This is a genomic window from Exiguobacterium sp. AT1b (assembly GCF_000023045.1).
Taxonomy (GTDB): domain Bacteria; phylum Bacillota; class Bacilli; order Exiguobacteriales; family Exiguobacteriaceae; genus Exiguobacterium.
In genome coordinates, this window is record NC_012673.1 from 2,097,943 (window position 1) to 2,116,991 (window position 19,049).

Consider the following 19,049-nt stretch of genomic DNA (forward strand, 5'->3'; position numbering starts at 1 on the left):
GGATTCGATGGTAGACCATGAAGTTAGATTAGAACAGATGTTGAAAGATGATGAAAAACGAAAGAGACAAATGGTGATTCCTTTAATTGGCGTCATGTTGCTCTTCTTTTTATATTTTTGGAAGACAGACATCCTCTTATTGTTACCAATGATTATCGTTGGACAAGTTCCGCTCCTGTATCACGCTTGGCATCGCAAAAAGTTACTTCTTTCATTTAATGAGAACACACGTTACCAACAACTCGTGCGTTCCGAGTTTGCATCTAAATTTGCTCAGCCGCTCCTTCTTCTCATGCTGATTGCCAGTGTAGAGCTTGAATGGATTACATTACTTACATTTATCATCGCAGCTTTTATCGGAATCCTGAGCTTGTTGATTTTAAGTGTTCGCTTCGACCGTAAATTAAAAGAAATCGATCCGTTACACGTGACGGGTGTTGAACTCGGTCATGTCCAGCTGCAACGGAAAAAACGAAAAAGTGAAGCGTGATGAATAAACAAGAGCGTCTCCCCAAAATGGTCGAACAGGATCTCGACGCACGAGGGATCAGCACACTATTTGGCATCATCGGCCTGTTTCTCTTTCTCGTTGTTTCGGTCATAAACGGTGTCACGGTGACGACGGTTGCCTTCTCTTTCCTCGTGACCCAATTGCCGATGCTTTATCAAGCGTGGCGACGGATGAAGTTGTTACGTACATTTAACGAAGACGAGGAATACCAACGTCTCGTTCGTCGAGAATTTCAAATCATCGTCGCCATGTTTGTGTCACTTGGTGTATTCACCTTCCTCACGTGGTTCGTATTCGATTCGATGCAAGAACTACTCGGTGTCGCATTGATTGGCATCATTCCGCTTCTCATCTTGTACGTGTCGATGGACCGTAAACTGCGTGAAGCGGACCCGGAGCATGTGACGAATCGGGAATTACGACGCGCACATCGAGAACAGAAACTCAGCCCCTGACACGCGTCAGAGGCTGAGTTTTTTCATGAGAACATCGGCAACGAGAAGACCGCAGACGACCATCCCGAGTGTATAGAATGTGAACCGGTGTCGTTCCCAAAACGAGTCATTCATCGTGTCACCGCCACATCATCAAGTGGTGTGTCGACCATCCGAACGAACGCTTCGTCCGGGTCGGTCGTTCCAGACTCATTGAGCCAGTCTTGGAAGTCTCCTTCATATAAAACGCGTCCACCATGCAGGAAAATGACGTGGGCATCAAGTTGAGCCAAGTCATGTAACTGATGTGTGGAGATGAGACACGTCTTGCCCTCATCAACGAGGCGTTGTAGGCGGCGCATGATTTGAATGCGGGACGCCGGGTCGACCCCACTCGTCGGCTCATCAAATAAATAGAGAGAACGTTTGATTGAAGATAAGAGCGTCACGAAGAGCCATTTCTTCTCCCCGACCGACATCTTCCCGAGCTTCATCGTCCATAAATGTTCGAACAGTTCTTGTTCGCGAGACGTCGAAAGGTTGTTCACATAAGACTCGAGTTTCTTGAAGTCTGGACGCTGCGACAGACGTCCGATGAAGTAGGCGAAGTCTTTGCCCGTCAATTCATGATGGTTGTACATGAGTTGCGTCAAATAGAGCATATCCATCGTCGGAACGAGGTCGAGGGATGCCTTGTCGACCGGGAGTGCCCCGGTCATACAGTCAAACAGGGTCGTCTTCCCAGCACCGTTTTGTCCGATCAACACGTTCAGCTTATTCGGTTGTAACGTGAATGATACGTCATCGAGCACGGGACGCGTCGCTTTCGGATAGCGATAAGTGAGTTGGTTTACGTGCATAAGAACCTCCTAGCGTGTCATGAGTGAGACGAGACTGAAGCGTTTCAACGCAATCGCGCCGATGATGAAATACCCAAGTACAGAGAGGCCTGTCGCCCATACTCCGAACGAAAGGTCGACTTGAGTCGTCAGATGCAACAACCCGAGCGCGAATTCGTGAAGCGCGTAGAACGGGTTGAGGAAGCTGAACCATTGATCAGGTGACTTGATTGCCAGTAAAAAGAGTGGGAACATCAGTATGTTCGCGAACGTCCCGAGACTCGATACTTTCACTGGAAGTGTCGTGATGGCGACACTGGCAACCGCGAACGGGATACTGCCAATCAGTACGAGTAGAGACGTTGCAATCAACTTGAACGAAAAGAACCCGTGAACGAGCGTAACGACCGTTGTGAATAAAGTTAAGCTGATGGAAGCGAATAGAAGTTGCGCCAAGATGACGGCGATGACGTATGTCAGTTTGTTGCCTGAGATCATCACGTACGTCTTCATCAGTCCATATTCTCGCATGCGGGCGAGCTCGATGCCGACGCCGTTCACATATGTAGCAAGAATAATATACACCCAGAAATAAGAGAGCCCTGGGTAGTATTCCGCTGTCGTTGCTTGGCGAATATCTGAAAATGACTGCGTCAAGGCGATTATGAGTGGGATTACGAATGTCCAAATGAATGGAACTTTATCCGTGACGACAACTTTGGCATACATAAAGAAATAACTTGTGATTTGATGCATCCTGTTCCTCCGCTTGTCTATTTGATTGTTTGTATCGTAGCTCAATATACGGAAGGTTATTGGAAAAAGTTTCAAAAAAATTATCCCTCATTGAACATGAGGGATAAAAAGAATCACTTCACTTTGTCACGTTTCGCAATCTTGTCGCTCACTTGCTGACCGCTCAATGTCACCATCGGCATGCCACCGCCCGGATTGACGGTCCCGCCGACGAAATAGAGGTTGTGGTAAAGCTCACTCTGTTTCTTATGTTTGAAGCCGCCATTTCGATTCTTGTCGGCGACCGTTCCATAAATGGCACCTCGGTCCGATCCGTACGTCCGCTCGATATCGTGCGGCGTCCACACGTCGCGTGTCACGGTATGTTCACGCAGACCATCGAGCCCCATCCGTTCCAATTTGTCGAGTACACGCTCTTCAAAGGCGGCATATTCTTCTTCCGTAAACGGTTCATCTTGGATATACGGGATGTGTGGCAAGATTTTGATGTTCTCGTGTCCTGGTGGCGCTTGGGTCGGGTCGGTCTTGTTGACGTTGACGAGGTAAATCGTCGGGTCGTCCGGAAGTTCATGTTTCTCAAAAATTTTATCCATTTGTTCATGTAGGTTCTCAGAGAAGAAGAAATTATGGTGTGCCAGTTGTGGATAAGCTTTTTTCACCCCGAGATGGAGGACGAATCCGGAGCTCGCCGGTTCGTATTTATTGACGAGTTTGTCGACGTACTGTTTGTCCGCGTCGACCATCTTCTGATAGAACGGGATGACTTCCATGTTCGAGACGAAATAATCAGCGGAACGGAGACGTCCGTCCTCGAGCTCGATGGCCGTTACTTTCTCATTCACCGTATGGGCACGAACCACGCCTTCTCCGGTATGTAGCTTCACACCGATTTCTTCGGCGAGCTTCGTCAAGCCTTCCGCGAGCTTATGGGTCCCGCCTTCGACATACCAACAGCCTTGGGCATATTGCATGTAAATCATCATGTTTAAGACGGCTGGTGCGTTATACGGAGACGACCCGACATATTTGACGTAATACGACAGCATGTCTCGAAGATGTGGGTTGCTGATCCGTTTCTTGATGGCACTATACATCGTCGACGTCAAATCAAATCCGAATAGGGTCGGGAAAATGCCCGTTTTCATGACGGCTTCTAATGGGGATTCAAATCCTTCGGCCAAGTAGCCCTTCTCGGTCGTCTTATAGATGCGGGCTGCGTAATTCAACAGTTCCCGATATTCCTGCATGTCTTTTCGAGAGAGGGAAGGGTTTGCTCGCTGCATTTGTTCGAGGTCATGGTAAAGGTCGAGCACGGTATCGTCCGGGAAGAACGAGCGCCATTCGAGCTCAAGCCGCTTGATGGATACATAGTCTTCCATGCGTTTCCCACTTCCGCGGAACAGTTTGTCGAAGATGTGGGGCATCGTTAAAATCGAGGGTCCGAGGTCGAAACCGAATCCGTCTTGTTCGAGACGATTCACTTTCCCGCCAATGTGATCGTTCTTTTCGTAGAGTGAGACGTCGTAACCTTTTTGAGCGAGTGAGATGGCCGCTGACAAGCCGCCGAGCCCTCCGCCGATGACGATGACCGACTTTTCCACTGATGGCATATATTCGCCGCCTTTCCGAAGTGTTATTTTCAAAAAACAGAATGAGTGCTACCTTTTCTATTCCCGTTTCCAAATGAATCGAACATGCTTTTACGGATTTGCCACATCCACAAAGATGTCATCCCTGAACCGTGAAAAGTTTTGTATAGTAAGGGAACAGAGACTGAACGAAAGTAGGAATCTAAGATGATCGTAAAAACAATCACGCTTCACTTTGCGAACGGCGATGAAATCACCATCCCGTTTGATGAGATCGAATCGTGTCGGATGCATGATATTCAAGACGGGATGCGTGTTGCGGCGGATGGACAATTGATCAAAGAAAAAGTGATGCATGGACTCGACCTCGTATTGAAAGATTCGGCGAATCAATTGGAATGGACTGGCGAGGGTGGACCGTTTGACCGGATCCTAGGTATGTCGGATTTACAACATCTCGCCTTCGAGTTTGAAGGGATGCGAGGAAAGTCATACCGCATCGCCTGGCATGATTTAGAGGCGGTGCAAAATGCTTACCAGACGACAACTGAAGAAAATGGGAACTTACACGTGCACGTTCGCGTTACGTAAGTGGACGCCTCTCGTTTATCGCGAGAGGCGTTTATATTTTGTTTACAACTTGTGTTTATCCTTAACGTATCAACAATAAGGAGGAACACAGGATGAACAAAAAAGTGAAATGGGGCATAGGGATCGGTGTGCTCGCCCTTACATTAGGAGCTGGAGTCTTCTTGATGCCGGATACAACTGAATATAAAACGGAATCCGTCTCGATTGAGACGATTGAAAATCGTTACACGTTTGCGGGACAAGTTACGACAGTCGGAGAAGAATCGACAGGTCGATTCATGGTCGATGAGCGAGATATCGGCAAAGTGAATGAAGGGGATGCATTGAAGATTTATGTGACGGCGCTCGATGCAGAGTTGGATGGAACAATCGACGTCATCGCAGAGGAAGCAGAACCGATGACCACACCAGGCGCATCCGCTCGCTATGCGATGACTGTGACCCTCCCTGAGACGGACAATTTACGGAATGGGATGACGTTAGAAGGCAGTCTAGTCGTCGATCGCGCGGAAGATGCAGAGACATTGTCGCTCGACAGCATCACGTTTGAGGATGAGGATGCATACGTGTATGTGCAAGGAGACGAGGGTCCAGTGAAACGACAGGTCGAGCTTGGTTTGACAGACGGAAGCCGAGTCGAGATCAAAGATGGATTAGACGAGACCGAAGTACTCTTACTCGATGAGACGACGAGTGGCGGGTTGATGCCTCCACGAATCGGAGGTGGACAATAATGACGACACTCATCTCGGTCGAACAATTGACTAAATCGTACGGGGAGGGTGACAATCGGCAGACCGTATTACGAGGAATCGATTTAGAAGTGAAAGAAGGAGAGTTCGTCGCCATTTTGGGTCCATCCGGCTCAGGGAAGTCGACACTCATGAACATCCTTGGTTGTCTCGATGGTTATTCGAGCGGTCGTTACCGGTTTGGGAACAAAGATGTGACCGGATTGTCCGAAACGGAGCTCTCCCTTTTTCGAAATGAACGCATCGGGTTTATCTTTCAGCAATTCAATCTACTCCCTCGGTTGAGTGCTCGAGAGAACGTGGAACTTCCGCTCATTTATCAACGATCTTCAAAAGCGGAAAGACAGGAACGAACTCGACAGATGTTAGCACGTGTCGGATTAAGCGATAAGATGGACCACTTTCCAAATCAGTTATCAGGTGGTCAGCAGCAACGTGTCGCCATCGCTCGGGCGCTCGTGACGAATCCATCGCTTCTTCTTGCGGATGAGCCGACGGGCGCGTTAGATCAAACGAACGGTCGTCAAATCATAGCGCTCTTTCACGAGCTACATGCGGAAGGAAAGACAATTATCATGATCACCCATGATATCGATATCGCCAAAGAAGCGACTCGTATCGTACATGTGCGTGACGGGAAGATTGAAAAGGAGGAACGGGTGCGATGATTCGAGAAAATATACGCATGGCTTGGTTGACGGTCATCAGTCACAAGATGCGCTCCTTCTTGACGATTTTAGGGATTGTCATCGGGACGGCTTCGATTATTGCCTTGATGACGATCATTTCCGGTGTGACCGATTCCATTAACGATGAAGTCGCGACGTTTGGAGCTGATCGTATGACCGTTCAAATCGGAGAAGATGGGAAATCCGGTGTCAGTATGGCGGACATGGATCGGCTCGAAGCCATTGAAGGGATCGCCTCACTCTCTCCGACGCTGAGTCAAATGACCGATGTATATGTAGCGGGGCAGACGGAACAACAAACCATTCTTGGGAAAAGTGAAGCGTTCTTCAAAGACGATTCGGTTGTCGCAACCGGGCGCGGATTGACACCACTCGACGTCAATCAACAGACGCGTGTCGCCTTGCTCGGAGAAACGATTGCGAAAGAGGCGTTTCCGACATCCTCTCCTCTCGGGGAAGAGATTTCCGTTGGTGGGATTCGTTACACCGTCGTTGGAACGCTTGCGCCATCATCGGAATTTTCCATGTCGACAGACGAGGCCATCGTCATCCCTGTGACGACTGCACTGACGCAGTTTCATCAAGGGACGATTGCCACGTTTGATTTATATACCGAACCGGGTGCTTCAGCTGTCGTACAGGATGAAGTGACACAACAGCTGACGACCGCGTTCAATGGACGTGACGCCTTTACAGTGACGAGCTTTGAGGACGCACTCGCTTCCATCGATCAAATCAATGCGCTGCTCAGCATGCTCCTCGTCGGCATCGCTTCGATTTCTTTACTCGTCGGAGGCATCGGCATCATGAACATGATGCTCGTTTCGGTGACCGAACGAACAAGCGAGATCGGACTGCGTAAAGCACTCGGTGCGACACCTGGTAAGATTCGACAACAGTTCTTGTTTGAGTCCGTCCTGCTTTCGATGCTCGGAGGGCTCGTCGGTGTCTTGATTGGCGGACTGCTTGCCTTCGGACTGACGCTCGTCATGGGCGTACCGTTCACATTGGCAAGTTCAACTGTCGGATTGGCACTCGGTTTCTCTGTCGTAATCGGGGTCGTGTTCGGCTATATTCCAGCTCGGAAAGCCTCGAACTTGCAACCGATTGAAGCGTTGCGAAACGTATAAGCCATTAGAAAGAAGGGAAACAACATGGTCACCATTTTACTCGCAGAAGATGATGAGACGCTCGGCGGTTTATTAGTCGATTATTTGACGGTGGCCGGTTACCGTGTCCTTCATGCAAAAGATGGAGAAGAAGCACTCGATTGGCTCGACCGTGAGCCAATCGATTTGCTCATTACCGACGTGATGATGCCACGATTGGATGGGCGTGAACTGACGGGACAATTACGTGACGCCGGGTATACGCTCCCAGTGCTCATGCTGACGGTCCTCGATGCGATGAATGACAAAAAGCGCGGGTTTCATGCCGGAGCAGATGACTATGTCGTGAAACCGATCGATCTTGAAGAACTTGAATTACGAATTGAGGCATTGTTACGACGAGCGCGCATTCATCACAGTCATCAGATTCAGTTGAACGACTGCGTACTCGATGAGACGACGATGACGTTAGAAACGACTTCTGAGACGATCGAACTCCCTCGCAAAGAGTTTGAACTCCTCTATTTTTTGGCGACGCATTTGAATCAAGTCTTCACCCGGCAACAACTGTTAGACCGGATTTGGGGATATGAGACGGAGAGTGAGACCCGAACGGTCGACGTCCATATTAATCGACTGCGTGCGCGTCTTAAGCCGATTGATGCATTTCAGATCAGTACGGTGTGGGGACTCGGTTATCGATTGGAGCTGAAAAGATGAAACGATTTATTAGTACCATCTACGGACGATTTTTAATGATTTTCTTCGGGCTCTTGTTGATTCCAATCCTCTTGACGTTCACGATTTTTTTGACCTTTCAGTTCAATGCACTGAAGACACAAGTCGAAGAAATGTTGGTAGACCGGGCCAACAGCATGCAGATGGCCTCACAAGATTACGGTCTAGCATCTGATGCGGTCTTGGACCTCTTTGATGATGCGACACTGAATGCCCAGACGATGCGTTATGACCGTGCGAAATGGAGCATTTCGGAACGAGCGACATTAGAACGGGGTGAAGTGCTGTCACAGACGGACCGTCTTCCACAAGTCGCTTTTTTACTCGACGAGACTGTGGTCACGTTGTCTCCGAACGCAGACGAGAATCCGATTTCAATCTTTCGTGACGTGTCGTTACAGACCTTGTTCCTGACAGCACTCATTTCAAGTGTTCTCATTCTCTTCGCCGTTCGCCTGATGACGCGACGCATCGACCGTGTCACGGACGCCGTCAGCCGTGTGACTACTGGAGACTTGTCGGTACGAATCCATGACGTGGCAACAGATGAGATCGGCATGCTCGCGAAGCAGTTCAATCAGATGACCGAGACGCTTGAAACGAATGAAACGAAGAATGAGGAATTGGCATCCGTGATGGCACATGAATTTAAGACGCCGGTCGCTTCGATTTTAGGATATGCCACGTTGTTGAAAAGAGGCGGAACTTCTGAAAAGCAAATTGAGTATGCCGATAAAATTGAGCGTGAAGGAAAGCGACTATCGCGTTTGTCACAAGACGTGCTCCGGCTGGCGAAATTAGACCACACGATTGTCGGTCTACATGCGACAGAACTGTCTCTCAGTGAGCAGATTCGGGAGACAATCTTATCCTTAGACTCAGAGATGACACGCAAACGAATGAAGCTAGATTTGACTATGGACGAAGTCGTGATGAAGGGGGATGCTTCCCTTCTACAGCAAGTTTGGACGAACCTCCTACAAAATGCTGTCGAATATGCATATGAAGAAAGTACACTGCATCTTCTAGTCAAAGAAGATGCGACGCATATCACATGCGAGATTCGCGACGAAGGAGAAGGCATGACACCTGAACAAGTGGACCGAGCGTTCGAACGCTTTTATCAGGCCGACACATCTCGTCATCGCAACGGTTCAGGACTAGGGCTAGCCATCGCCCGTCAAATCGTACAGTTACATGGTGGAGAGATTACATTATCGAGTGAGAAACAGATTGGGACAACGGCGAAGGTCGTCTTTCCAAAGGAGGACAGGTAAAGCACCTGTCCTTATTTTCGTAGATTCACACCGCCGGCAACGAGCGGTCCTTCATAGGTGATCGTATAGATAATCCGGGCGATGTCTTCCGCTGTCTCTTCCGAAGACGGATTGTTTAACCACTCATAGATGACGCCCATGTGAGCCGAAGAAAGATAGGCGACGAGATATGGAGGCGGGACCAGCATCTTATCCGGATTAAACAAGGTTACAGGCGAGCGCTGAAACAAGGCAGCTTGCATAAATTTTCGAAGTTTTGCCTGGAACATCGGGTCTCCGTTCGGTCCGAGGAGCGGCTTCATGATGATTTGGTTGTCTTCGATGAAGCGGATGAACGGGACGAGGTAATGGTACGAGTTGTCGGTTCGCTCGTCTCCAAAGATGTGGGGGAGATGATGAATCAACTTCCGTTCAGCCTCTTCAAAGATTTCGTTGACGCATTTTTCCATCAATTCGAACTTATCCACATAGTGACTATAAAAGGTGCCTCGATTGATGCCGGCTCGTTCAGTCAATTGCTTGACGGTGACGGCCTCAAATCCCTGTTCCTCAATGAGACTAAAGAAGGCATCTTTGATCAGCTTCTTCGTCCGGATGACGCGTAAGTCAGTTTGTTCCATATTATTTCTCCTTTTCCTCAACACATTCATTCCATCTGTCGGAAAACCGACACGATGACCGATATTGACGATTGTTGCCACCGTGAACGGGAACTATACTGAACATATAAACCAACACGGTGTCGATTATCTTGAGTATACACGATGAGGCGCCGAAAAGGAGTGACAGAAATGAACATTCAACTGCAACACGTCGACAAGTCGTTCGGCGACCAACTCGCCATCGACAATATCGACTTCACCATCCCATCCGGAGAGATTTGCTGCTTACTCGGACCGTCTGGATCTGGGAAGACGACGCTCATCCGACTCATGATTGGCGCCCTCGCACCGGACAAAGGAAGTGTACACATCGGCGAAACGAAGATGCCAAACATGGACATGCTCCAACAAATCGGATTTATGCCGCAGAACGATGGCTTGTACGAAGACTTGTCGGCCGAAGCGAACCTCGCCTTCTTCGGGTCGATTTATAAGTTAGGGAAAAAGGCGCTCCAAGAACGCATCACCGAAGTGCTCAACCTTGTCGATTTAACGAACGACCGGAATAAGCTCGTCCGCAATTTTTCAGGCGGGATGAAGAAACGCCTGTCCTTGGCTATCGCCATTTTGCATAAGCCGGACGTGTTGTTTCTTGATGAACCGACGGTCGGAATCGATCCAATCTTACGCCGTCAAATTTGGGATCAGTTTCAAGTGATTCGGAGGGAAGGGACGACCATCATCGTCTCGACGCACGTCATGGATGAAGTGCTCGAATGTGATCGAGCCGCGCTCGTCTATAATGGACGGTTGATCGCCTATGACCATGTGCAAGATTTGCTCGACCAGACCGAGAACGGTCGCGTCGAAGAACTGTTCTTGATTGCTGGGAAAGAGGAGGTGGGTGACCATGCGTAACTTAGCAAAGCGTGTCATCTTTCAGACGTTGAATGATAAACGAAGCGTCGCCTTGATTTTGATTGCGCCACTTCTTATTTTGACACTCGTCTACTTCTTACTCGGGGACTCGGATTACGTGCCGACTGTCGTCCTGGACGACAGTGCACCCGAACAGCTCGTCAATGCGTTTGAAGATGAGACGCTCGAAGTGGAACAGGCATCGTTCGATGATCCAAAAGTATATATCGAAGACAATGAACATGTCGATGCCGTGTTTGAAATGAATCAAGAAGGAACGACCATCACGTTACGCGAACCTTCGACGAAGTCGTCGAAGGCGGTTGGTGAGATTCAAGATGCGTTGACGACGCTCAATCCCGCAGCCGAGATCGATACGTCATTCGTCTATGGGAAAGAAGGACAGTCGACGTTCGATTCGTTCGGGTTTGTCTTCCTATCCCTCTTCTCGTTCTTCTTCGTGTTCATCCTATCGGCGATGGCACTCGTCAAAGAACGGAGTGGCGGTACGCTCGAACGACTGTTGATGACTCCGATCAAGCGAGGGCAAGTCATTTTAGGATATACACTCGGGTACGGGACGTTTGCGGTCGTCCAGTCGATTTTCATCGTGCTCTATTCGATTTATGTGCTAGGTCTGTCTTCGCTCGGGAATATGGCGTGGGTCATGTTGACGATGCTACTCATGGCGGGTACGGCGGTGCTCTTCGGGGCGACCATCTCGGTGTTTGCCCGATCGGAACTACAAGTCGTACAGATGATTCCGTTCACTATCATCCCGCAAGTGTTCTTCTCGGGACTCATCCCGCTCGACTTGATTCCATACGGTCTCGGGAACTTGAGTTACGTCATGCCAATCTTCTACGGAGCGACAGCGATCAAGGAAGTCATGATTTACGGAAGTGGCTTCTCAGGCATCTGGATGTATTTACTCGGTTTGATTCTCTATGCAGGTGTCTTGTACCTCTTGAATATGCGGGCGCTCGGGAAATACAGAGGACACTAAGTTAAAAGGACAACACCCAGTCTTGAAACTGTTGAAACGCCGGGATTTGATTGGCCAGTCCGATGACGAGAAACCAAGCACCCGTATAGAAAAATGCAGAGATGGTCGTATAGAACGCATACGTGCGAAGTTTGAGCGATGTGAACCCGGCGATGTAATGGAGCGGGTGCCGAAGGCCAGGGATAAAATAAGAAATTATAATGGTGCGTGCTCCATATTTTTGGTAAAACGCCTCAGCTCTCTTGAGATAACGAGATTCGCGTTGTCGCACGGGTAGGATACGATGAAGCCCTTTCCCGATTAAATAAAACCAGCCGAATGTGAGCGTGAAGAGAATCCACGTGGAGACGAATAAAAGCCAGCCTGGAATAAAGGCATCCGCGACCGTCAGATGGGTGATCATCAAGACGTCGTCAGATAATGGGGTAAACATGATACCGATGGCAAGCATGCCATAATGTATGATCATTTCCATAATAATTCACTCCTTACCTTGTCTAGTATTCACTCGCAAGCGTAAGGAGTTTTTAGTATTCTCTTAAGAAATCTTAAGAAGTTGGAAAGGAAGTGCCGTTACTGAGTTTGTTACACTCATTAATAGAGGAAATGAATGTAGTTTACTAGTGAAAAACGAGGAGGAAAGAGATGCGTTCACAACCCGTCATCTGTATCGCTGACGACGATGAAGCGATTCGAGAATTACTTGCTATCTATTTAAAAAATGAAGGATATGCACTCCGATTTGCGAAAAATGGACAAGAAGTGCTCGACCTCGCGTCGACCGAAACGATCGATTTACTCATTCTAGATTTGATGATGCCTGTCATGGGTGGGATTGAAGCTTGTATTGAAATTCGAAAGACGCAGTTTATGCCGATTTTGATGCTCACAGCCAAAACGAGCGACTTGGATTTGATGCAAGGCATTTCCGTTGGAGCGGACGACTACATTAAAAAACCGTTTAACCCACTTGAAGTGACGCTGCGTGTCAAATCGTTACTCAGAAGATATCGTGATTATGGGTCAGATCGAGCAGACCTCACGAGTACACTCGTCTTTGAAAATGTGACACTTGATTTACAGACGCGACAATGTCGAAAGGATGAGATGTTGATTCGACTTACACCGAAAGAGTTTGATATTCTCGCCTATTTTATGCGTCATCCGAATCAAGTGTTAACAGTTGAACAGATTTACGAGGCGGTGTGGGGTGAGGCAGCATTTGAGGTCGACAACACAGTGATGGTCCACATCACAAAAATCCGAGAAAAGTTAGAAGACACACCACGAAAACCGACCATTATCAAGACGGTGTGGGGCGTGGGGTATCGATTATGAGACGGAGACAATGGGATCGCTTGCTAGTGAAGTTGATTGGTATCATTTTAGTCAATGCATTGATTGCGACGATTGCTTTTTTAATCATGGGCTATTCGATCAGTTTATACTACATTGAGAACGAAACAACACCAGATCCGCTGACGTCCAATCTTATGTTTTTAGGGGTGACGTTCATTGTTATTTTGATCTTTATTATTGGATTTTCCCTGATGATGCGGAAAACACTTCGAAAAATCACGTATTTATCGAGTGAGATTGAACAGATTGCAAACGGTGACCTCGGTCGAACTGTCAAAGTGGAGGGTCGAGACGAAATCGCGTCGCTTGGAGAGAGTGTGAATCGGATGTCAGCTCAATTAAGTGAATTATTTGAGAAGGAACGGGCGCATGAAGAAGAGCGGAATCAACTATTCTCCAACCTGTCGCACGATTTGCGGACACCGCTCACGAGCATCAAAGGCTATACGCAACTCCTGCAAATGAACCGCGAGCTGACAGCTGAAGAGAACAATCATTTTCGTATTCTGAATGAAAAAACGGCGCAGCTTGAACATCTACTCGATCAGTTGATGGACGTGAACCGCCTCTATGCCCCACACATGCAACTAAAAAAACAGAAACTCAACTTGAGTTTGTTGACGACCCAGCTCATCCACGAGATGGAGCCGTTATTTAAGGAAAGAGGTCATCGATTACACCTGTCGATTCAATCTGACCGATGGATAGAGGCTGATCAAGAACAGCTCATTCGTGTATTTGAAAATCTTTTCTCGAATACTTGGAAATACGCCGAGCAAACGAGTCCAATCGAGATTAGACTTCAAACGAAAGGACAACAGATTGAATGGTCTATTTCAAATGCGACAACGGCTGAAACGATTGAAGCCATCCCCCATCTCTTTGATCGCACGTATCGCGTCGATTCGTCGAGAGGGGTCACTCCAGGTGATGGATTGGGTCTATCGATTGCCCGTCAAATCATTTTGTTACATGGAGGACAGTTGACAGCGGAACCGCTAGAGGGTCAGATCATTTGTTTTCGGGTATCGTTTCCGACTCATCAACATATAGAACGTGAGTAAATAGCTGTCCTTCGTTTTGAAAGTCGTAGTTCATAAAAGGCTGCGACTTTTTGTGTCGAGCAAATAACCTCAAAAAAAAAGCACTCGGACCATTGTCCGAAATGCTCATTAGCGTTTGAGTAACAACATCACGCCGGTCACGAATAATGCGATTCCGCTCGCGAGTCTAACTTGTTTGCACGTCACGTTCTTTCACCCCTACATTTCCTCATCGTTTTGCTTTAGCGACACGTTTTGGTGTTTTCGACATTTCTTGATAAATCGAAAGAATCTCGGTCCCGTAATTTCCTTTCGGCTGCATGGCCCATTTTTGGTGAAGAGATGGCCACGTTTTCGCAGAGCCTCGCTTGACGAGATGGAAGCGTGGGTCGACTTGTTTCGTGTTCAGTGCATCGTTTGAAGCGTATGCTTTTAGATGCTGAATTTGAGCAGTCACCCCTTGTTGTGGGGAACGGAAAAAGTGACCTTTTACACCATTTCCAGTCGTCCCGATTCCAGAGTAGTTATGCTGCTTCGGAAGGACATCGCCACCGTAACGGAAATAACCGGTCTCTTTCAATGCTTGTGCGAATGCGACATCCCCACGAACACCTTCCTTAGCGCCGATGATGACGAAGAGTTTCGCCAAATCTTCGACAGACGTTTTTGCGAGTCGGACATCACGAGGATTCTTCTTTTTTACGTAATCCGCCATTTGTTGCGGAGTCAAAGCCGATACTCCCATAATAGCACTATTCTGCTTCTTCGGGGCCGCCTCAACGATTGATGCGGTCGAGAGAAGAGAAGATGTGATCAGCAGAAATGCGATCATCAAGCTAAACACTTTTTTCATCATATGTACCCTCCTAAACGAATTTTATCCATTGAGAAATAATACCATATTAGGATTAAATTTTAATTTCAGATTTATTTATGTAGGGAATGAGAAATTAAAAAAGCCGCTCTGAATCAATTCATTCAGAACGGCTTTTCCTATTAATTCGCTTGTTTCAATTCTTCAATAGCTTCTACATTGTCATCGAACTTCCGTACATCCACGCGTTTCACGAAAAATGCTAAAACGAGTGCCAAGAGGTTCATCCCGAGTGCGACATAGAACGAATATTGAATCCCAGACAAGAGGGCTTGCTGAGTGATGGCACCCATCGAGCTCTCAGTGAGTGTCGCAGGATCAATTCCGGTCATCAATGATTCAGCTTCCGTGCGTGTCACCGAGTTCATGATAGTGACGAGGACTGCCGTACCAATCGCACCAGATACTTGTTGGGCCGTGTTGTTGATGGCCGTTCCGTGCGGATTGAGGCGAGTCGGTAACTGGTTGAGTCCATTTGTCATGATCGGCATCATGACCATCGACATCCCGAACATACGCAATGTGTACGTTAAGACGATATACGTGTACGTCGAGTCAAGTTGGACGTGAGCGAGCATGTACGTCGATACGGCGGTGATGGTCAATCCGGTAATTGCCAATAATTTTGGCCCGAATCGGTCAAACAGTTTACCCGTGATTGGCGACATGATTCCCATGATGATCGCACCAGGGAGAAGCATGAGCCCTGAATCGAGTGGCGAGATGCCACGTACGCTTTGGACGTAAGCCGGTGTCAAAATCATACCGGAGAACATGGCGACCGCATTGACCATCGCAATGACTGACGCGAGTGCGAACATCGGATGTTTGTAAGCACGCAAGTCGAGTAATGGTTTTTCCATATGAAGCTGGCGGTAGATGAAGGCGATCAATGAGATGGCACCGACAATCATCGTCGCCAAGACGATTGGGTTATCCCAGCCGTCCGAGCTTGCTGAGCTGACACCGTACAAAATTCCACCAAATCCGAGTGTCGATAAGACGAGTGACAAGTAATCGAGAGATTGGTCTTTGTTTTGGACCATGACGTTCTCCGCTTTCCAAACAGCGAGCGCGAGACCGATGATGGCGAGCGGTAAAATCATTTCGAATAAGACGCGCCAGTCATAGTACTCGACGATATAACCCGAGAGTGTCGGTCCAATCGCAGGTGCCGAGATCATGACGAGCCCGAAGATTCCCATCGCCATTCCCCGTTTTTCACGAGGGAAGCTGACGAGCATGACGTTCATCAAGAGTGGTCCCATTGTCGAGGCTCCGACGGCTTGAATCATCCGACCGCTCAACAACCAGCCAAAGTTTGGCGAGAAGGCCGCGATCGCCGTACCGATGGCGAAGATACTCATCGAGGTGATGAACAAGCTTCGGTTAGAAAAACGAGTGATCAAATAGGCGGATGCCGGGACGAGTACACCTGTCACGAGCATAAAGCCTGTCGCGAGCCATTGAACGGTCGAGTAGTCTGCAATCTCGAGGTCGACCATGATCGATGGGAGCGCGACGTTGAGTAATGAGTTGTTTAAAAATGCGATAAACGCACCCGCAAAGAGGACCGCCAGCATAACGTAAGGCGGTTTCTTTTGGAATTCTGGTTTCATATGGATGGCTCCTTTATTTTCTAAATAGTTATGTGTTGGTAAGTGTCGATGAAATGATTTTATACCCGTTGTATAAATAAAGCAACCTTTTTGTACTATTAGTCTAAAATGGTTTTCGGTGCTATAGTAAAGGTACAAACCAGACAGAACGGAGCCATGTAAGAATGAAAGAGAAAAAAAGAAAAGTCGCAGATATTGCCATGTCTCTCTTCATTGAAAATGGAGTGCAACACACATCGGTGCAAGAGATTATCGACCGTGCCAACATCTCCAAAGGGACGTTTTATAACTACTTCTCATCGAAGACGGATTGCGTGGCCAGTATCCTCGAGAACTTACGATATGATGCAGGACAGCGCCGGATCGAAATGCAGATGGGGCGGGATAAACGAGATCGTGACGTCTTTATCGAGCAAATCTCGATATTGATTCAATTGAACGAAGAGCGGAACTTACATGCGTTATTTGAATCAATCATGTCGTCAAACGAGAATGAATTGAAGAAACTCGTACTTCAACATCGTATTTATGAAATTGAATGGATTGCGATGCGTTTGACGGAAATTATCGGAGAGGCTGTCAGACCGTATTCGATGGAATTAACGGTTCTCTTCAACGGAATGTTACAACATATCTTGTTCACGAATCGAATCACGAATGCCGCTTACTCTCCTCAAAAGGTCGTTCGAAGTTTATACGCGTATGTCGAATTGATTGCCGCTCGAATGATGGAGACAGGGGAGCACGTCTTGAACCCGGTCACGGTCGAGCAAATGCGCGGGACGACAGATAAGCATCTCATTACAATCGAAGAATTGATTGAGATGGCTGCTCGCATCGATGAGCATGTCGAGATGACGGAAGAACAACGTGATTTGTTCGATGCGATATCGTACGAGCTCAAACAAGAGCGTCTTCGAAAAATCGTGTTAGAGCAATTGTTGAAGCCGTTCCAGCGTCTATTTAAAGGCGTAACGGGCGAAACAGAAGTGCAAAAATTTACGAATCTCGTGTGGTTGTATACGCGGACACATTAAGGACAAAAATTTCCCGATACAGTAATATAGAAGAAATAAGGAATGGAAAAAAGAATCAAAAAGTTTCCTCGAAAAAGAATTGATTCCTACAAATCCATACGCTACAATCAAATTACCGAAAGCGCTTTCGGGAAGAGGAGAATGAAATGGGTACGATTTATGATTTAGCCAAAAAAACAGGATTCTCAATCACGACAGTGTCCAAAGCGTTGAACAATTATAAAGACGTGAGTGACAAGACGAGAGCGAAGATTCTTCAAGCCGCTGCTGAGATGGACTATTTGCCGAACGCACATGCCCAGTCGTTATCGACGAAAAAATCATGGGCGATTGGGGTCATGTTCTCAGAAGCGAATGAAGTCGGGATGAAGCACCCGTTCTTTAACGGAATCATCGAAAGTTTTCGTCACGCGACAGAGGAGCAGGGCTACGATTTGATTTTCGCCTCGCGGAATCTGCGCAATCGTGACATGAGTTACCTCGAACATTTTAAACACCGTGCGGTCGACGGCATCGTCGTCATCTGCTCGGACCGAATGGATGAGCAAGTTCAAGAGCTCATGCGAAGCGACATCCCGATCGTCGTCGTGGATATGGACAGCGCTAACTGTAGCGTCGTCTATTCCGACAACATCGAAGGAGCTCGTCTCGCCGTGAATTATCTCTATGAACTCGGTCACCGTAAAATTGCCCACATCGCTGGGGATGAGACGATTGACGCTGGAGCGGCACGGATCAAAGGATATGAACTTGCGATGCAAGAGCTGGACCTTCCGATTCGACCGGGCTACCTCGTCAACGCCGGTTTCTTCTCGGTTGAGGAAGGCAAGCAAGCGATGGAACGATTGCTTGAACTAGACGATCAACCGACTGCAGTCTTTGTGGCCGGGGATCAAATGGCAATCGGTGTCATCGAAGCCATTCACGAACACGGTCTTCACGTCCCGAATGACATCTCTGTCATCGGATATGATGACATTGAAATGATTCAATACATCACGCCGAAACTGACCACGATTCGCCAAGATACGGACGAAATCGGGGAAGCGGCAGCAGAACTTTTACTTGAACAAATGACCGCGAAAGAGCGACTCACTGAACGTCGCGTCATTCCGGTACGCTTAGTCGAACGGGCATCCTGTGCACCGGTCAAACAGTGATTTATAGCCAATGATATTTCGAAGTCGCTCTCTTTTCTTCAGTGGATGGAGAGGGGAGCGCGATTTCGAAAGTCATTTTTAGAGAAAATCGAAACCGCTTTCGATATTTTATTTCAACTAAACCGAAAGCGCTTTCGATAATTTTA

At 47.8% G+C, this 19,049-nt stretch carries 21 protein-coding genes; 14 read left to right on the forward strand and 7 right to left on the reverse strand.

All coding sequences use genetic code 11. The annotated features are described in order from the left end of the window. Positions 1–7: 7 nt before the first annotated feature. Positions 8–490: a hypothetical protein gene (locus EAT1B_RS10990; RefSeq protein WP_015880640.1), complete on the forward strand. Its 483-nt coding sequence runs from the start codon at positions 8–10 to the stop codon at positions 488–490. Further along, positions 490–966, forward strand: a complete 477-nt coding sequence (locus tag EAT1B_RS15675) for a hypothetical protein (protein ID WP_015880641.1) — start codon at positions 490–492, stop codon at positions 964–966. Before EAT1B_RS10990 ends, EAT1B_RS15675 begins: the two co-directional genes overlap by 1 nt. A 110-nt stretch (positions 967–1,076) precedes the next feature. On the opposite strand, the gene EAT1B_RS11000 is transcribed toward EAT1B_RS15675, so the two are convergent. The 3 genes from EAT1B_RS11000 to EAT1B_RS11010 form a co-directional block, all read right to left on the reverse strand. After that, positions 1,077–1,805, reverse strand: coding sequence for an ABC transporter ATP-binding protein (locus EAT1B_RS11000; RefSeq protein WP_015880643.1), 729 nt, complete (start codon positions 1,803–1,805; stop codon positions 1,077–1,079). A gap of 9 nt (positions 1,806–1,814) precedes the next feature. Beyond that, positions 1,815–2,540 carry a hypothetical protein gene (locus EAT1B_RS11005; RefSeq protein WP_015880644.1) on the reverse strand — a complete coding sequence of 242 codons (726 nt, stop codon included), beginning with the start codon at positions 2,538–2,540 and terminating at the stop codon, positions 1,815–1,817. A gap of 113 nt (positions 2,541–2,653) precedes the next feature. Next, complete coding sequence (locus EAT1B_RS11010; protein WP_015880645.1) at positions 2,654–4,150, reverse strand: NAD(P)/FAD-dependent oxidoreductase; 1,497 nt, start codon at positions 4,148–4,150, stop codon at positions 2,654–2,656. 186 nt (positions 4,151–4,336) lie between these two features. Here EAT1B_RS11010 and EAT1B_RS11015 point away from each other — a divergent pair, with 186 nt between their 5' ends. The 6 genes from EAT1B_RS11015 (at position 4,337) to EAT1B_RS11040 (ending at position 9,285) form a co-directional block, all read left to right on the forward strand. Then, positions 4,337–4,720 (forward strand): hypothetical protein, encoded by a 384-nt coding sequence (locus tag EAT1B_RS11015; RefSeq protein ID WP_015880646.1) that lies wholly within the window; start codon positions 4,337–4,339, stop codon positions 4,718–4,720. A 92-nt stretch (positions 4,721–4,812) separates the two neighbouring features. After that, positions 4,813–5,454: an efflux RND transporter periplasmic adaptor subunit gene (locus EAT1B_RS11020; protein ID WP_015880647.1), complete on the forward strand. Its 642-nt coding sequence runs from the start codon at positions 4,813–4,815 to the stop codon at positions 5,452–5,454. Continuing rightward, positions 5,454–6,140, forward strand: a complete 687-nt coding sequence (locus EAT1B_RS11025) for an ABC transporter ATP-binding protein (RefSeq protein ID WP_015880648.1) — start codon at positions 5,454–5,456, stop codon at positions 6,138–6,140. Before EAT1B_RS11020 ends, EAT1B_RS11025 begins: the two co-directional genes overlap by 1 nt. Beyond that, on the forward strand, positions 6,137–7,291 hold the full coding sequence (locus EAT1B_RS11030; RefSeq protein WP_015880649.1) for an ABC transporter permease: 1,155 nt from the start codon (positions 6,137–6,139) through the stop codon (positions 7,289–7,291). The genes EAT1B_RS11025 and EAT1B_RS11030 overlap by 4 nt, the downstream gene beginning before the upstream one ends. Before the next feature lie 24 nt (positions 7,292–7,315). Beyond that, positions 7,316–7,990: a response regulator transcription factor gene (locus EAT1B_RS11035; protein ID WP_015880650.1), complete on the forward strand. Its 675-nt coding sequence runs from the start codon at positions 7,316–7,318 to the stop codon at positions 7,988–7,990. Continuing rightward, positions 7,987–9,285, forward strand: a complete 1,299-nt coding sequence (locus tag EAT1B_RS11040) for a HAMP domain-containing sensor histidine kinase (RefSeq protein ID WP_015880651.1) — start codon at positions 7,987–7,989, stop codon at positions 9,283–9,285. Before EAT1B_RS11035 ends, EAT1B_RS11040 begins: the two co-directional genes overlap by 4 nt. A gap of 11 nt (positions 9,286–9,296) precedes the next feature. Here EAT1B_RS11040 and EAT1B_RS11045 read toward each other — a convergent pair whose 3' ends face one another. Further along, positions 9,297–9,905 carry a TetR/AcrR family transcriptional regulator gene (locus EAT1B_RS11045; RefSeq protein WP_015880652.1) on the reverse strand — a complete coding sequence of 203 codons (609 nt, stop codon included), beginning with the start codon at positions 9,903–9,905 and terminating at the stop codon, positions 9,297–9,299. A gap of 171 nt (positions 9,906–10,076) precedes the next feature. On the opposite strand from EAT1B_RS11045, the gene EAT1B_RS11050 reads away from it, so the two are divergent. After that, complete coding sequence (locus EAT1B_RS11050; protein ID WP_015880653.1) at positions 10,077–10,805, forward strand: ABC transporter ATP-binding protein; 729 nt, start codon at positions 10,077–10,079, stop codon at positions 10,803–10,805. After that, positions 10,798–11,811 carry an ABC transporter permease gene (locus tag EAT1B_RS11055; protein ID WP_015880654.1) on the forward strand — a complete coding sequence of 338 codons (1,014 nt, stop codon included), beginning with the start codon at positions 10,798–10,800 and terminating at the stop codon, positions 11,809–11,811. Before EAT1B_RS11050 ends, EAT1B_RS11055 begins: the two co-directional genes overlap by 8 nt. 1 nt (position 11,812) lies before the next feature. Here the strand turns inward: EAT1B_RS11055 and EAT1B_RS11060 are convergent, their stop codons facing one another. Then, positions 11,813–12,286: a DedA family protein gene (locus EAT1B_RS11060; protein WP_015880655.1), complete on the reverse strand. Its 474-nt coding sequence runs from the start codon at positions 12,284–12,286 to the stop codon at positions 11,813–11,815. A gap of 170 nt (positions 12,287–12,456) precedes the next feature. Here EAT1B_RS11060 and EAT1B_RS11065 point away from each other — a divergent pair, with 170 nt between their 5' ends. Then, positions 12,457–13,149, forward strand: coding sequence for a response regulator transcription factor (locus EAT1B_RS11065; protein WP_015880656.1), 693 nt, complete (start codon positions 12,457–12,459; stop codon positions 13,147–13,149). Next, the gene (locus tag EAT1B_RS11070; RefSeq protein WP_015880657.1) at positions 13,146–14,234 is read left to right on the forward strand and encodes a HAMP domain-containing sensor histidine kinase; all 1,089 of its coding nucleotides are present in this window, start codon (positions 13,146–13,148) and stop codon (positions 14,232–14,234) included. Before EAT1B_RS11065 ends, EAT1B_RS11070 begins: the two co-directional genes overlap by 4 nt. A 208-nt stretch (positions 14,235–14,442) precedes the next feature. Here EAT1B_RS11070 and EAT1B_RS11075 read toward each other — a convergent pair whose 3' ends face one another. Beyond that, positions 14,443–15,066 (reverse strand): glucosaminidase domain-containing protein, encoded by a 624-nt coding sequence (locus tag EAT1B_RS11075; RefSeq protein ID WP_148209489.1) that lies wholly within the window; start codon positions 15,064–15,066, stop codon positions 14,443–14,445. 143 nt (positions 15,067–15,209) lie between these two features. After that, positions 15,210–16,706 (reverse strand): DHA2 family efflux MFS transporter permease subunit, encoded by a 1,497-nt coding sequence (locus EAT1B_RS11080; protein WP_015880659.1) that lies wholly within the window; start codon positions 16,704–16,706, stop codon positions 15,210–15,212. 164 nt (positions 16,707–16,870) lie between these two features. Here EAT1B_RS11080 and EAT1B_RS11085 point away from each other — a divergent pair, with 164 nt between their 5' ends. Together EAT1B_RS11085 and EAT1B_RS11090 are read left to right on the forward strand one after the other, a co-directional pair. Then, the gene (locus EAT1B_RS11085) at positions 16,871–17,743 is read left to right on the forward strand and encodes a TetR/AcrR family transcriptional regulator (RefSeq protein WP_015880660.1); all 873 of its coding nucleotides are present in this window, start codon (positions 16,871–16,873) and stop codon (positions 17,741–17,743) included. Between the two features lie 146 nt (positions 17,744–17,889). Next, positions 17,890–18,903, forward strand: a complete 1,014-nt coding sequence (locus EAT1B_RS11090; RefSeq protein ID WP_015880661.1) for a LacI family DNA-binding transcriptional regulator — start codon at positions 17,890–17,892, stop codon at positions 18,901–18,903. Positions 18,904–19,049 lie beyond the last annotated feature (146 nt).

Excerpts from the sequence above, each read along its gene's own strand:
- EAT1B_RS10990 (WP_015880640.1), top strand. The coding sequence starts at position 8 with ATGGTAGACCATGAAGTTAGATTAGAACAGATGTTGAAAGATGATGAA.
- EAT1B_RS15675 (WP_015880641.1), top strand. The coding sequence starts at position 490 with ATGAATAAACAAGAGCGTCTCCCCAAAATGGTCGAACAGGATCTCGAC.
- EAT1B_RS11000 (WP_015880643.1), bottom strand. The coding sequence starts at position 1,805 with ATGCACGTAAACCAACTCACTTATCGCTATCCGAAAGCGACGCGTCCC.
- EAT1B_RS11005 (WP_015880644.1), bottom strand. The coding sequence starts at position 2,540 with ATGCATCAAATCACAAGTTATTTCTTTATGTATGCCAAAGTTGTCGTC.
- EAT1B_RS11010 (WP_015880645.1), bottom strand. The coding sequence starts at position 4,150 with ATGCCATCAGTGGAAAAGTCGGTCATCGTCATCGGCGGAGGGCTCGGC.
- EAT1B_RS11015 (WP_015880646.1), top strand. The coding sequence starts at position 4,337 with ATGATCGTAAAAACAATCACGCTTCACTTTGCGAACGGCGATGAAATC.
- EAT1B_RS11020 (WP_015880647.1), top strand. The coding sequence starts at position 4,813 with ATGAACAAAAAAGTGAAATGGGGCATAGGGATCGGTGTGCTCGCCCTT.
- EAT1B_RS11025 (WP_015880648.1), top strand. The coding sequence starts at position 5,454 with ATGACGACACTCATCTCGGTCGAACAATTGACTAAATCGTACGGGGAG.
- EAT1B_RS11030 (WP_015880649.1), top strand. The coding sequence starts at position 6,137 with ATGATTCGAGAAAATATACGCATGGCTTGGTTGACGGTCATCAGTCAC.
- EAT1B_RS11035 (WP_015880650.1), top strand. The coding sequence starts at position 7,316 with ATGGTCACCATTTTACTCGCAGAAGATGATGAGACGCTCGGCGGTTTA.
- EAT1B_RS11040 (WP_015880651.1), top strand. The coding sequence starts at position 7,987 with ATGAAACGATTTATTAGTACCATCTACGGACGATTTTTAATGATTTTC.
- EAT1B_RS11045 (WP_015880652.1), bottom strand. The coding sequence starts at position 9,905 with ATGGAACAAACTGACTTACGCGTCATCCGGACGAAGAAGCTGATCAAA.
- EAT1B_RS11050 (WP_015880653.1), top strand. The coding sequence starts at position 10,077 with ATGAACATTCAACTGCAACACGTCGACAAGTCGTTCGGCGACCAACTC.
- EAT1B_RS11055 (WP_015880654.1), top strand. The coding sequence starts at position 10,798 with ATGCGTAACTTAGCAAAGCGTGTCATCTTTCAGACGTTGAATGATAAA.
- EAT1B_RS11060 (WP_015880655.1), bottom strand. The coding sequence starts at position 12,286 with ATGGAAATGATCATACATTATGGCATGCTTGCCATCGGTATCATGTTT.
- EAT1B_RS11065 (WP_015880656.1), top strand. The coding sequence starts at position 12,457 with ATGCGTTCACAACCCGTCATCTGTATCGCTGACGACGATGAAGCGATT.
- EAT1B_RS11070 (WP_015880657.1), top strand. The coding sequence starts at position 13,146 with ATGAGACGGAGACAATGGGATCGCTTGCTAGTGAAGTTGATTGGTATC.
- EAT1B_RS11075 (WP_148209489.1), bottom strand. The coding sequence starts at position 15,066 with ATGAAAAAAGTGTTTAGCTTGATGATCGCATTTCTGCTGATCACATCT.
- EAT1B_RS11080 (WP_015880659.1), bottom strand. The coding sequence starts at position 16,706 with ATGAAACCAGAATTCCAAAAGAAACCGCCTTACGTTATGCTGGCGGTC.
- EAT1B_RS11085 (WP_015880660.1), top strand. The coding sequence starts at position 16,871 with ATGAAAGAGAAAAAAAGAAAAGTCGCAGATATTGCCATGTCTCTCTTC.
- EAT1B_RS11090 (WP_015880661.1), top strand. The coding sequence starts at position 17,890 with ATGGGTACGATTTATGATTTAGCCAAAAAAACAGGATTCTCAATCACG.